Source organism: Gilvimarinus agarilyticus (assembly GCF_000832015.1).
Taxonomy (GTDB): domain Bacteria; phylum Pseudomonadota; class Gammaproteobacteria; order Pseudomonadales; family Cellvibrionaceae; genus Gilvimarinus; species Gilvimarinus agarilyticus.
The window spans coordinates 3,953,902-3,967,228 of record NZ_JXCJ01000001.1; the positions used below are offsets into that span (position 1 = coordinate 3,953,902).

11 protein-coding genes are annotated in these 13,327 nt (G+C 53.9%); 1 reads left to right on the forward strand and 10 read right to left on the reverse strand.

Annotation, left to right across the window (positions count from 1 at the left end):
- Nucleotides 1-350: 350 nt before the first annotated feature.
- Nucleotides 351-1,349, reverse strand: coding sequence for a hypothetical protein (locus SD69_RS17015; protein ID WP_157471748.1), 999 nt, complete (start codon nt 1,347-1,349; stop codon nt 351-353).
- Between the two features lie 265 nt (nt 1,350-1,614).
- Between SD69_RS17015 and SD69_RS18620 the strand changes: the two genes are divergently transcribed.
- Nucleotides 1,615-2,322 carry a sulfotransferase family protein gene (locus tag SD69_RS18620; RefSeq protein ID WP_084591637.1) on the forward strand — a complete coding sequence of 236 codons (708 nt, stop codon included), beginning with the start codon at nt 1,615-1,617 and terminating at the stop codon, nt 2,320-2,322.
- Between the two features lie 56 nt (nt 2,323-2,378).
- On the opposite strand, the gene SD69_RS17020 is transcribed toward SD69_RS18620, so the two are convergent.
- From SD69_RS17020 to SD69_RS17060, 9 genes are all read right to left on the reverse strand, one after another.
- A complete protein-coding gene (locus SD69_RS17020) occupies nt 2,379-3,674 on the reverse strand; it encodes an adenylosuccinate synthase (RefSeq protein ID WP_041524165.1) in 1,296 nt (431 codons plus the stop codon).
- A gap of 57 nt (nt 3,675-3,731) precedes the next feature.
- Entirely contained in the window at nt 3,732-4,907 is a 1,176-nt protein-coding gene (locus SD69_RS17025) for an ATP phosphoribosyltransferase regulatory subunit (protein WP_041524166.1), read from the reverse strand.
- A 225-nt stretch (nt 4,908-5,132) separates the two neighbouring features.
- The gene (hflC, locus tag SD69_RS17030; protein ID WP_041524167.1) at nt 5,133-6,008 is read right to left on the reverse strand and encodes a protease modulator HflC; all 876 of its coding nucleotides are present in this window, start codon (nt 6,006-6,008) and stop codon (nt 5,133-5,135) included.
- On the reverse strand, nt 6,008-7,168 hold the full coding sequence (gene hflK / locus SD69_RS17035; RefSeq protein ID WP_041524168.1) for an FtsH protease activity modulator HflK: 1,161 nt from the start codon (nt 7,166-7,168) through the stop codon (nt 6,008-6,010). Before hflK ends, hflC begins: the two co-directional genes overlap by 1 nt.
- 156 nt (nt 7,169-7,324) lie before the next feature.
- A complete protein-coding gene (gene hflX / locus SD69_RS17040; protein WP_041524169.1) occupies nt 7,325-8,650 on the reverse strand; it encodes a ribosome rescue GTPase HflX in 1,326 nt (441 codons plus the stop codon).
- Between the two features lie 20 nt (nt 8,651-8,670).
- Nucleotides 8,671-8,937, reverse strand: coding sequence for an RNA chaperone Hfq (gene hfq, locus SD69_RS17045; RefSeq protein WP_041524170.1), 267 nt, complete (start codon nt 8,935-8,937; stop codon nt 8,671-8,673).
- 105 nt (nt 8,938-9,042) lie between these two features.
- Nucleotides 9,043-9,987 (reverse strand): tRNA (adenosine(37)-N6)-dimethylallyltransferase MiaA, encoded by a 945-nt coding sequence (miaA, locus tag SD69_RS17050; RefSeq protein WP_052481418.1) that lies wholly within the window; start codon nt 9,985-9,987, stop codon nt 9,043-9,045.
- 35 nt (nt 9,988-10,022) lie between these two features.
- Complete coding sequence (gene mutL, locus SD69_RS17055) at nt 10,023-11,885, reverse strand: DNA mismatch repair endonuclease MutL (protein WP_041524172.1); 1,863 nt, start codon at nt 11,883-11,885, stop codon at nt 10,023-10,025.
- A gap of 20 nt (nt 11,886-11,905) precedes the next feature.
- The gene (locus SD69_RS17060; RefSeq protein ID WP_084591639.1) at nt 11,906-13,282 is read right to left on the reverse strand and encodes an N-acetylmuramoyl-L-alanine amidase; all 1,377 of its coding nucleotides are present in this window, start codon (nt 13,280-13,282) and stop codon (nt 11,906-11,908) included.
- Between the last annotated feature and the right edge of the window lie 45 nt (nt 13,283-13,327).

The window sequence follows — 13,327 nt, forward strand, 5'->3', positions numbered from 1 at the left end:
GAGTCCGGTTACGACATTTCTTATGGTCACAAACTCAAGTCGCCCGAAATTAATTGAACACTAACGCGACCAATCTACGCCTCCTAACCGATGAGAAGGCTAATCATTTAGCGTCACCCGCCTCAGGTCAACTCCATTATTATTCAAGTCGGTATCGACGATTTATTTTAATCATTACAAGATAAAACATCGCTCACCTGCGCCCCTCTCAACTATCCCCTAATTGATGATAAATAGCCCGCCCCCAACAATTAGCACAAGAGCATAATTTTATTATTATAAGACTTCAGCCAACTATCGGACATAGTCTAACGAAACGGAACCCAGCTTAAAGAAAAGCTTATCATTCTCTAAAGCCCACCCCAATTATTAATTTTATTCTCTGCCTCCTGAATGACAGCCTTAATATGCTCTATACGCCCTACCGCCACCAGGGCCTTCCTATGGTGCCAATTATAGTCTGTGATTTTGTCACCTGAAGAAGCGCGCTGAGACTCAAGGTTCGCCAAAAGATTAATTAAGTTCAGCCCCCCCGGGAAGTTTGCAGTATGTCGATGGCTTATAGTCATCGTCGTTGGAGTATGAGAATAAAATGCCAAACAGGTTGTACCGTCTAAATCACTTCTATGCGTTTTGCATAACGCCACAACCTGCCCGTCTTTCTTGTGCCCCGACCCAGGAAACCAAGTTAATGTATCATTTGATCCATTAACATTAAACTCCTGAAAAGACGCTCCATCCGTGCTATAGTATGCATACCTCATGACATCGGCATAGGGAAACGCTACGGGAAATTCCGAGAGGTGCTTTCTAAGAACTTCTGCTCCAGCCTCTCTCTTTACAGACATATCTAGTATCATTGCTTGCTTCGGGAGCCCTGCCCCATCTCCCAACGTAAGGCCAAAGTTGAACCTAATAGGCGCGATTTCTCCCTCCCCCAAACAACCAGTCAGCCCCGGCTCATTGTAAAGCCTTGGAGTTACCCCCAGTAAGATTCCATTGGCAGCTGGTAAAGCCGGCAAATTTGCACCTGTCCAATTAGGTAAAACTCCTGTCAATATAGACGGATTTTGAGCACAGTCTCCACCTAAAGTGGGATTCCACAAATTTCCATTAGAGCTTCTTGCTGTGATCTGAAAATCTCCCCCCGCGTTGGAGGCAGGCATAACCTCCGAGGAGCCAATATGTAAGCGACTTATCGTCGGGTAATAATCTCCAGTAATCGGATGATAACCATTAACTTCAACCCGTATAACTCCGTTATCTTTAATATAGCTATCAGCTTGGGCGGTTATCGATAACAAGAAGGACATAGCGGCCAAAATCAAACCTATTGATACTCTAAACATAATCATCCCTAAAAATTTTAAGCTACAAAAAAGTGTGTAACCAACCAAAACAACCCAGCCAAATTACACTAAATTAACTTATAATAATTACAATCAGAAAACACAGGTTATTATTTCACTCTTGTCTCATCCATCATAGAGGAGTGATGAGAGCCAACTCTCAAATATTGCCATAATTTTCCATATCTTTATCATTTTAACGTTTTCTATTACCCTAACTTACTACTATTAAGCGTAATGTAGTACTAATAAGGACTTAGATAACATGCTCCAATCTCTATTTTCACCACAGCGCTTGTTTCGCAATCATTCATTCGCCCACAAAAGCATTGGCCACTATTATTGCTCTGAAAAACTCGGTTTGGCTTATGTGCGCATTCCGAAATGCGCCTGTACGACTATTGAACGCTGGATGGCAAGACATCACGATACATTTCAGGCGCACCCTAACCTACCTATTCACTCTGAAGAAGCCAACCAACGGTATTTCGACAAAGTGGTCGCAGAACTTCCACCACTAGAAGATTACTTTCGGTTCAGCTTTGTACGTCACCCTGAAGATCGTTTTCTATCATTCTTTAATGACAAATTAGCACGTGGAAAACCCGAAAAACCATTGCTCAAGCGATTAGAAGCTTTTGGCTTATACCATGGAATGCCGTTGAAAAAATCCCTGGAAGTATTAGCCGAGCAACCAGACACCTCCCTATTTAATCCTCACTTTGCACCACAACATCACTTTTTATTTGATGGCGCTCGGCTGCGAGTGGATTTTATAGGTCACATGGAGAACTTTTCAGCAGGTACGACGGTCCTCCAAACGATCAGCAATAGCGACATCCCCTTTCCTTACAGCAACAAAAACCCGACCCCCAAAAGTCCCTTAAGAAAATCAGAACAATCCTTACTTAGAAAGATTTATAAACGAGACTTTGAACTACTGGGTTATAAACCCAGAAAACATAACTCTTAACAAAAACGCCGCTGTACAAGCGGCGTTTTTGGGTGATCTATTTAAAACGGTTTTAATTACTCCGCAAACGGGTGACGCAAGACGATGGTCTCTACCCGATCCGGGCCGGTAGAGATAATATCCACCGGGGTATCCAACAGCTCTTCCAAACGTTTGATGTAGTTGCGGGCGTTTTCAGGCAGCTCTTCTAACGCGTGCACACCAAAGGTCGACTCGCTCCAGCCGGGGACTTCTTCGTAGATGGGCTGTACACGATCCCAGCCGTCGGCATCAAACGGAATCGGCATTGGGTTGCCTTCTAAATCTTGATAACCGATACAAATTTTGACGGTCTCGAGGCCATCCAGCACATCCAGCTTAGTCAAGCACATGCCCGTTACGCTGTTAATACGGTTTGCGTGACGCACGGCTACCGCATCAAACCAACCACAGCGGCGTTGGCGGCCAGTGGTGGCACCAAACTCGTGGCCTTTTTCACCTAAGTGCCGGCCTACTTCGCAATCGAGCTCAGTGGGGAATGGGCCCGAGCCAACACGCGTGGTGTAAGCTTTGGTAATACCCAGCACGTAGTCAAGATACAGCGGGCCAAAACCAGAGCCGGTAGCGGTGCCGCCGGCGGTGGTGTTTGAGCTGGTAACAAACGGGTAAGTACCGTGGTCGATATCCAGCAGCGAGCCCTGAGCGCCTTCAAACAAAATACTGCGACCTTGCTCGCGGGCGGTGTGTAAAATGTCGGTCACGTCGGCGATCATCGGCTTAAGCTCTTCCGCCCAGGCTTTTACTTGCGCTAAGGTGGCGTCGTAATCGACCGCATCGACCTTGTAGTACTCGGTCAGCGAGAAGTTATGAAACTCCATCACATCGCGCAGCTTAACGGCAAAGCTCTCCATATCCAGCAAGTCGCCCAAGCGCAAACCGCGGCGGGCTACTTTATCTTCATAAGCCGGGCCGATGCCGCGCCCGGTGGTGCCAATTTTATCTTTGCCACGCTTTAATTCACGCGCCTGATCCAGAGCAATGTGGTAGGGCAAAATTAACGGGCAGGCGGGCGACAAACGCAGACGCTCGCGCACCGGTACGCCACTGTCTTCCAGCTCGGCCAACTCTTTAAACAGCGCCTCGGGTGATAGCACCACGCCGTTGCCGATCAGGCAGGTAACGCCTTCACGCAACACGCCAGAAGGAATAAGGTGCAAAACGGTTTTTTTACCGTCAATCACCAGCGTGTGGCCGGCATTGTGGCCGCCCTGAAAACGGGAAACCAGCGACACCTGATCGGTCAGCAGGTCGACGATTTTACCTTTACCTTCGTCACCCCACTGGGTGCCTAATACCACGACATTCTTGCCCATGTTTTGGCCTTACTCTCTTAAACTAAACGTACATTCAATGAAATACCCAGCGGTAACTTACAGCGCTACCACTTGATACTGTTCGTCTTTTTTTACCAGCTCGCGATCGCAACCAAGCCCGGCTAACTCAGCTTTCGACTCAGCACTAACCACGCGCTCACCCTGGGCGCGCAGCGCGCCAATGGCAGCCCACTGATCGCTGCTGCCATCGTTGACTACGCCAATCAAGGTACCTTTCTCGGCGCTTAACAAACCCAGTTTAGACAGCGCGGTAATATCCACGGCAAAGCCGGTGGCCGGGCGACGGCGACCAAACACTTCGCCGATGTGGTCGTAGCGACCACCGCTGGCAATCGGGTTGCCATAACCTGGCGCAAATGCGGCAAACACCAAACCAGTTAAGTAGTGGTAACCGCGCAGCTCACCCAAGTCAAAGTACAGCTCAATCTCGGGGTAGCGCTGCTCGATCACATCGGCAATACCGGCCAGTTGATCCACAGCCGTTACAGCGTCGCTGGCGACGGCGGCAAACAACGCGCGCGCCTCAGCTAAAATCTCGCGGCCACCGGCCAAACCCGGCAACGCCAGTAAGACTTTAGCGATAGCGGGGGTCTTGATGTTATCGGCCACCCACTGCTCGATCTCGGCCACGGCTTTGCGTTGCAGCATGGCAAAAAAGGCTTCTTTTTGCGCGGGTTCGACGTCGACTTTAGCCATTAACGCGCGGTAGATACCCACGTGGCCCATGTCGACGTGCAAACGAGGCAAGCCCGCGGTGCGCAGTGACTCGGCCAGCAGAGAGACGACCTCGGCATCGGCTGGCAGGCCCGGCTCGCCGTAAAACTCTACACCCGCTTGAATGGGAGTGCGTGTGGCGAGTGGATTTTTAGGCTTGGTATGCACCACATGGCCGGCGTAGCACAGGCGATTAGCGCCTTTGCGCTTATAGCTGTGGGCGTCCATACGGGCAATTTGCGGGGTGATATCGGCGCGAATACCTAAGGTTCGACCACTTAACTGGTCGGTGACTTTAAAAGTCAGCAAATCCACATCGCGGCCGAGGCCAATAAGCAGTGAGTCGGTGTATTCCAGCAGTGGCGGAATCACCATGTCGTAACCCCAGGTGCGGTAAAGCTCCAGCAACCTGCGGCGCAATAATTCAATCGGCCGGGCCTCGGCGGGAAGGATCTCCTCCACTCCGTCAGGCAGCAGCCAGCGATCGGCGTAAGTCATAACAGACTCTGTCGGTTCGTTTTACGTTCAGCCAACAGCACGGAGCTGGATTGGCAAAAAAGGTTTTTGCAGATAGAGGCAGCAGCTATTGGTTTAAAGTAAGCCAACAACCGCGCTCGTCAGGGTGGAGGTAAAACCACCGGCCTGACACAAAAAAACCGGGCCTAACGGCCCGGCTGGGGGATTTTACCATCTTTCTGTGGCAAATGTTGAGCGATAAATCGCCTATTTATTGCCCTGGGGGTTCTTCAGATAACGGAAGAATTCGCTCTCGGGGTCGACCACCATCAAGTCACTCTTGTTGGCAAACGAGTTTTTATAGGCCGTTAACGAGCGCACAAAGGCGTAGAAGTCAGCGTCTTGCTGATAGGCCTCGGCAAAGGTTGCTGCCGCTGTTGCATCGCCCTCACCGCGAATCTTCTCAGCATCACGATAAGCGTTGGCTTCCAGTACGGCCACCTGACGATCGGCATCGGCGCGAATCACTTCGGCCTGCTCGGCACCTTTCGAGCGATATTCCCGGGCTTCTTTTTCCCGATCCGCCGACATACGATCAAACACCGACTGGCTCACGTCCTCGGGCAAATCGATACGCTTAACGCGAATATCCAATACCTCGATACCCAACAGCTCGTCGGCAGTAGCGTTTAGCTCAACCGTCAACTCGCTCATCAGCTCGTCGCGCTTACCCGAGACCACCTCGTGCAAGGTACGACCACCAATTTGGTTACGCAGCACATCGGCTACCCGGCTGGCCAAGCGGCTAGCCCCTACAGTCTCATCACCGCCAGTGCTTTTGTAGTACTTTTGTACGTCGCGAATACGCCATTTTGCATATGAGTCGACAATCAGACGCTTATTCTCGATGGTGTAAAAGCTTTCCGGGCGAGCATCAGTGGTCAGGATCCGGCCGTCAAACTTGCGCAGCTTATCGGCAAACGGAATCTTAACGTGCAAGCCAGGCGCTACGTCAGGGTTAATCAATCGGCCAAAACGTAACACTACCGCACGCTCGTACTCCGAGACGATATAAACGCTATTGGCGCCCACAAAAAATACAATGATAAAGGCGATTAAGCCTAAAAATGAACGATTAGACATTAGCGCGCCCCCCGCGTGTTGTTGTCACGGCCAAGCTGGCGCGACACATAATCACTGATTTGGCGCAACTGATCCTGGGTGATCGTCGCCCGCGTAGTGCCGCCGGAGCTATTACCCGCACCCTCCTGCATCAGTTTATCCAGCGGCAGGTACATCATGTTGTTGCCACCTTCTACGTCGACCAATACTTTAGAAGCATTGCCCATCACCTGTTCGATCGCCTCAATATACAAACGCTCGCGAGTAACCTCGGGCGCTTTTTTATATTCGGCCAACAAGTCGGTAAAACGCTCGGACTCACCTTCGGCGCGGCTGGTTACCTCGGCGCGATACGCCTCGGCTTCTTCCAGCATACGCTGAGCACGACCACGAGCGGCCGGCACAACGCCGTTGGCGTAGGCCTGCGCTTCGTTCTTCAGGCGCTCTTCGTCTTCTTTGGCTTTAATCACATCGTCAAAGGCCGCGCGCACTTCTTCAGGTGGGCGCCCCTCCTGGATGTTCACATCGCGTACCAAAATACCCGTGCCGTAGCTGTCCAGATACTGCTGCAAGCGTACTTCCACTTCATCGGCGATTTTGCCACGCCCCTCAGACAGCACTTGCTCAAGCTCGGTGGAGCCTACAACGTGACGCAGCGCCGAGTCGGCGGCGTGACGCAAGCTGATTTCGGGGTCACGCACGTTCAGCACATACGCTTTAACATCATTAACGTTGTACTGCACGGTAATGGGCAGCTCAACGATGCTTTCATCTTCGGTAAGCATTAAACCGCGGCTTGGATACTGGCGCTCTTCGGTGACGTTCTCGATAAACACCTCGGTCACCAGGGGCGCATTCCAGCTTAAACCCGGCTGCTTGATCTCGCTAAACGCACCAAAGCGCAACACCACAGCGCGCTCTTTTTCGTCTACCTGATAGATGCCGGCAAACCCGTACAGCAAGGCGCCAATCACCAAAACGGCAATCAACAAAGTGCCAAAGCTACCACTACCGCCACCATTGCCGGTGCCGTTATTTTTACCCGAGCCGCCAAACAAGCCACTGAGCTTTTCTTGCAGCTTTTTTAACGCTTCATCTAGATCCGGCGGGCCATCGCCTTTGTTACCATTGCGGTTGCCCCAAGGGTCTTTGTCACCGCCTCCCGGTTCATTCCAGGCCATAGGTTTACTCCAGTTATTAAAATAAAAGGCGGGCCCAGCAGGCTAAAACGCCCAATGTGCTCACCTAGAAATTCTGCTCTGTATTTTGCCAGTGGATTCTAGCAAATACTGCGCACCGCGGGTGAATTTACGCGCAAAATCACCCGCGAGGCCCGTTTAGAAGTTGCCCGCCAGTTGCTGCGGAGGCTCGACTTCGCCGACCCAGCGCAGTTGCTCAAAGGATACCTCTACCGCACTTAAGATACGCAGTAAATCGCTGGCGGGAATACGCACCTCCAACACGCTGGTGCCGTCTTCCCGGTAGTGCTCACCACCCACAGCATTTTGCTCAAATAAGCGCGCACGCAGGCGACCGTCAGCAGGCGACAAAATCAACTCGCCTTGGATGACCTCCTCACCCAGTAGCTCTGAGATAGCCTGATGCAGCAACTCGCAGCCATCGCCGGTTTGCGCCGACAGCCAAACGGCAATGGGGCTGCCGCTGTCATCCCGGTCAATTCTTGGCTCCATGCCCAACAGGTCGATTTTGTTATAGACGCGAATTTGCGGTAGCTCAGAGGCGCCGATCTCCTCCAGCACCTCGTCGACCTGCTCGATGTAGTGCATTCGCTCATCGGCGGCCGAATCAATCACATGCAACAATAAGTTAGAGCTGGCCGCCTCTTCCAGTGTTGCCCGAAAGGCCTCCACCAGCTTATGCGGCAGGTGACTGATAAAGCCCACAGTATCGGCTAAAATCATCGCGCCGATATCGTCCAGCTCGACCCGGCGCATGGTCGGGTCGAGCGTGGCAAACAGCTGATCTTCGGCGTAGACGTCAGAACCGGTAACCCGGTTAAACAAGGTCGACTTACCGGCGTTGGTGTAGCCCACCAACGAAACCGTAGGTATTGCGGCGCGCTGACGCGAGCGACGGCCCTGCTCTCGCTGAGTGCGCACTTTGGACAAGCGCTTTTCAATGGTGGTGATTCGCCCGCGCAGTAACCGACGATCCGTTTCCAACTGGGTTTCACCCGGGCCACGCAGGCCAATACCGCCTTTTTGCCGCTCCAGGTGAGTCCAGCCACGCACTAAGCGGGTAGACATATGCCGCAGCTGAGCAAGCTCAACCTGCAACTTGCCTTCAAAGGTGCGTGCGCGCTGGGCAAAAATATCCAAAATAAGGCCAGTTCGGTCCAGCACACGGCACTCTAAGGCCTGCTCAAGGTTACGCTCTTGAGATGGGCTTAGGGTATGGTTAAAAATAACCAACTGCGCTTCGTGCTCAATCACCAGCTCTTGCAGCTCCTGTAGCTTACCGGTACCCACAAAGTACTTGGCGTGAGGACGCGCGCGCGCGCCAAACACCATAGTGACAGGGTCACCACCGGCCGACAGGACTAATTCTTCAAATTCGCGGGGATCTTCGGGCTCTTGGCCGCTAGAGATATCCAGATGAACCAGCACCGCCAGCTCACCTGAATCGGGACGATCAAAAAACAATGACTTACCTCAAAGGTTGATTATTCGCCCTGACCTTCGTCACCCTCACCCTCGCCTTCGGCGGGGTTGAGCAGTGGCACACGAACAGCGCGCGACGGAACAACCGTAGAAATGGCGTGCTTATACACCATTTGGCTGACCGTATTTTTCAACAGCACCACAAACTGATCGAATGACTCGACCTGGCCCTGCAATTTAATACCGTTAACTAGGTAAATGGATACTGGAACACGCTCCTTACGCAGCACGTTCAAGTAAGGGTCTTGTAAGCTGTGCCCTTTTGACATCTTTTTTCTCCTTTTGATAATAAATATACGCCTAAGTCTTCCAGAATTACTCTGAGAGGGGGCGATGATAAGCATGAAAAACTGACTAGGATTTTCACAGTTATATTATATGGCCCCCGGCGGTAGGAAATTCAAGCTAAATCGTACAATTTCTTCACGGGAATAGGCTTTTCCATCGATATTTTGACTAAATAGCCAATTTGCCCCTTCCCAACCCCGCAACCAGGTGAATTGACGCTTGGCTAATTGCCGGGTGGCGATGACGCCGCGCTCGATCATTTCATCGTAATCGAGCTTCCCCTCTAAATAGTCCCACACCTGCCGATACCCCACCGCCCGAATCGCAGGCAACTCACTGTGCAAGTCGCCACGGTTGTGTAAAGCCTCTACTTCGGCCAGCAAGCCGGCGTTAATCATTGCCTTAAAACGCTGCTCGATGCGCTGGTGCAATACAGCTCGATCACGCGGGGCGATCACCAGTTGCGTCAGGTTAAATTTATCGGTAAAAGCCGGGCCGCGCTCGCGTGCCTGTTGCTGGCGCAGCTCGGTCATGGTTTGCCCCGAGCTTAGGTACACCTCTAGCGCGCGCGATAAGCGTTGCGAGTGGTTAGGGTGAATCTCGGCGGCCATCACCGGGTCCACCTCGGTCAGCTGACGGTGAACGTATTCCCAGCCATGCTCGCGGGCGTCCTGCTCGATGCGCTCGCGCACCGCCGCATCGGCCGCCGGCATGGGCGCCAGGCCATCCAGCAACGCTTTAAAGTAAAGCATGGTGCCGCCCACCAATAGCGGAATGCGGCCAGCGGCGTGAATCTCGTCGATCTCACGCTCGGCGTCGGTAACAAAATCGGCGGCCGAATAAGGCTCCGCCGGGTCGCGAATATCAATTAAGCGATGCGGCGCCGCAGCCTGCTCGGCGGCACTGGGCTTGGCGGTGCCTATGTCCATACCGCGATACACTAAGGTCGAATCGACACTCACTAACTCAACCGGCAAATGCTCGCGTAAGCCAATCGCCAAATCCGTCTTGCCGGAGGCGGTGGGGCCCATCAAAAAAATCACCGGGGGTTTGTAATCACTCACTTTTATTGCCCGCGCATAAACAGCTTGTCCAGCTCATCGAGCGACTGCAACGTCCAGGTGGGGCGGCCGTGATTGCACTGACCACTGCGCTCAGTGGCCTCCATATCCCGCAGTAGCGCGTTCATTTCGGGAATCGTTAGGCGCCGGTTAGCCCGAACTGACCCATGGCAGGCCATGGTCGAGAGTATCTCGTTGACGTGCTGACCCAAGCGCTCGCTGGCGCCGTGTTCGATTAAATCGCTCAGCACGTCACGCACCAGCTGATCGACCTTGGCGCCGTGCAAAATCGAGGGCACCTGACGAATCAGCAGCGACTCGGGCCCGGCTCGCTGCAACTCAAAGCCCAGGGTGGCAAAGGTATCCGGGTGGTCCTCGGCGCAGGCGGCCTCTTTTTCGCTAACCGCCAGGGTGGCCGGCACCAATAGCGGCTGCGCCTGAATGCGCCCCTCGGCAAACGAGGTTTTCATGCGCTCGTAGGTGATGCGCTCGTGGGCCGCGTGCATATCCACAATAATCAAACCCTGAGCGTTCTCGGCCAGAATATAAATTCCCTTAAGCTGAGCAACGGCAAACCCGAGCGGCGGCACCTCGCCGTCGGCATCGTCGATATCCTCTAAGCGGGTCGCAGCCGGCGCGGCGTAATTCGCTGTAGGCGAATAGCCTTGGGCTGGCGCCTCGGCAACCGCGGCTCCGGCATCACCCATAGCCGCGGGAAAATAGTTGGCGCGCCAGTCACCCTCCGGGCGCGACTGCTCAAACGAGCGCCCGGACAACGCCATTGCCGATTGTTGTGACATCTGCCCAGCGGCGTTATCGGGTGCCTTGGCGTGCTCTGCCCGCTCGCGCTCGAGCATCGCGCCTGGCGTCACCTCGGCCAGCGCATGGTGCAGCGAACTAAAAATAAAATTGTGCACCGTGCGACCATCGCGAAAGCGCACCTCGTGCTTGGTGGGGTGCACGTTGACATCCACCGTGGCCGGGTCCACCTCTAAATAGAGCACATAGGCCGGGTGGCGGCCGTGGTACAACACATCCTGGTACGCCTGACGCACCGCATGGCTCACCAACTTATCGCGAATAGCGCGACCGTTGACGTAAAAGTGTTGTAAATCCGCCTGTGAGCGGGAGAAGGTCGGCAGCGCCACCCACCCCCACAAACGCAAACCGGCCCGCTCGATATCCAGGTGCACAGCGTTATCCATAAACGCCGGGCCGCACACCTGCGCCACGCGGCGCTCGCGCTCGGCCTGGCCCGTGCCGGGGCGCCAGTTGTGAATCGCCCGGCCGTTGTGGCGCAGGGTAAAAGCCACGTCAAAGCGCGACAGGGCCAGGCGCTTAACCACATCTTCTAGATGGTTATACTCGGTTTTCTCGGTGCGCAAAAACTTGCGCCGTGCCGGGGTGTTAAAAAATAAATCGCGCACCTCAACAGTGGCGCCGCGCGGATGTGGCGCAGGCGAGAGCTCGGTTTCCATATCGCGGCCTTCGGCGACCACCTGCCAGCCGGCCCCGGTTTCGTCCGTGGCACTGGTAAGCGCGAGCCGCGCCACCGAGCTGATACTGGCCAGCGCTTCACCGCGAAAACCCAAGGTCGCCACCGCTTCAAGGTCGTCCAGATCCATAATTTTGCTGGTAGCGTGGCGCGACAGTGCCATGGCGAGGTCTTCTTTATCGATGCCCGAGCCGTTATCGCGCACCCGCATTAACTTTACGCCGCCGTCTTCGACCTCTACGTCCAGGCGTGTGGCGCCGGCATCCAGGCTGTTTTCCAATAGCTCTTTAACCACGGAGGACGGCCGCTCGACCACCTCGCCGGCGGCAATCTGGTTGGCGAGGCGGGGGCTTAATAGCTTAATTTTAGCCATATTTAAAAGGTTACTGCCGGTTAAGAGGCGGGGATACGCAGGGTTTGCCCCACCTTAATGACTTGAGAGTTTAAATTGTTCAGTTGCTGAATTTGGCTAACGCTCACATTAAAGCGCTTGGCGATCTCGCTTAAGGTATCGCCGCGCGCAATAATGTACTCGGTTACCCCACCGCCAGAACCAAACCGCTGGTTGGCAAGATAAGTTCCGGCGGGTGGAAACTGATTAAAGTACTGCTCAATCCCCTTCAGCAACTGCTTCGCGAGCTTAGTACGGTAATTACTACTGGCCAGATTTTTAGCCTCGGTGGGGTTAGAGATAAAACCCGTCTCCACCAAAATAGAAGGCACATCGGGCGACTTAAGCACCGCAAACCCCGCCTGCTCGACCTGATGCTTGTGTAAGTGCGCCACTTGCCCCATGGACTTTAAAACATAATCGCCCACTTGCAGGCTCGCGCCCAAGGTGGCCGTCATGGATAAATCCACCAGCACGCCGGCCAGCACTTCGTCTTTGTCCTCTAAACTGACGCTGCCCACACCACCGATTAAATCCGATTCATTTTCCCGCTGGGCTAAAAAACGCGCCATTTCACTGGTGGCACCGCTGCGTGACAAGGCAAATACCGAGGCGCCCTTGGCCGAGGGCTTGGTAAAGGCGTCGGCGTGGATCGAGATAAACAGGTCGGCCTGCATTTTACGGGCAATGTTGCGCCGCTCGCGCAGCGCCACATAGTAGTCACCTGTACGCACCAGCTTGGCGGTATAGCCGGGGCGCGCATTAATGGCGCGGGCCAGCTCTTTAGAAATTTGAAATACCACGTCTTTTTCGCGCAGGCGGTTGGGGCCCAGAGCCCCCGGGTCTTCACCGCCGTGGCCGGCGTCGATGGCGATAATAATATCGCGCATACTGCCGGTGGCCTCAGCCGGCGGCTCAGTAACCGGTGGCGGCGGCCCGGATGCGGTTGGCACCCGGTCTTTTAAATCAACCACTAAGCGGTCAGCGGCACCCGCCTGACGCTGCAAAAAAAAGCTATCGGGGCTAACCGAGGTCGACAAATCGAGCACCACCCGTAAATTGTTGCCATCGCGCGGGGCGTAACGAATCTCTTTAATGGGGGTTTCGGTTAAGTTAAGCGACGTTAAATCCGCCCGAAACCGGGTGTCGGTTACGTCGATGACGACCCGATCGGGGTTGTCTAAAGTAAATAWGGTGTGCTCTACCGGCCCGGATAAATCAAACACCAAACGGGTGTGGTCGGGCGCACGCCACAGCCTAACACTATCGACATCCACTGCCTGTGCCAACAGTGGCAACCACAAAGCACAGGCGATTAGCAGCTGCACTAAACGGCGTCCGCTGGCGGGCTTACGTGATGACAATACAGTTAGCGGCATAAAGTGATTCTTAGAATGTAAGGTTCGTCGAATGTAAGACTCGCC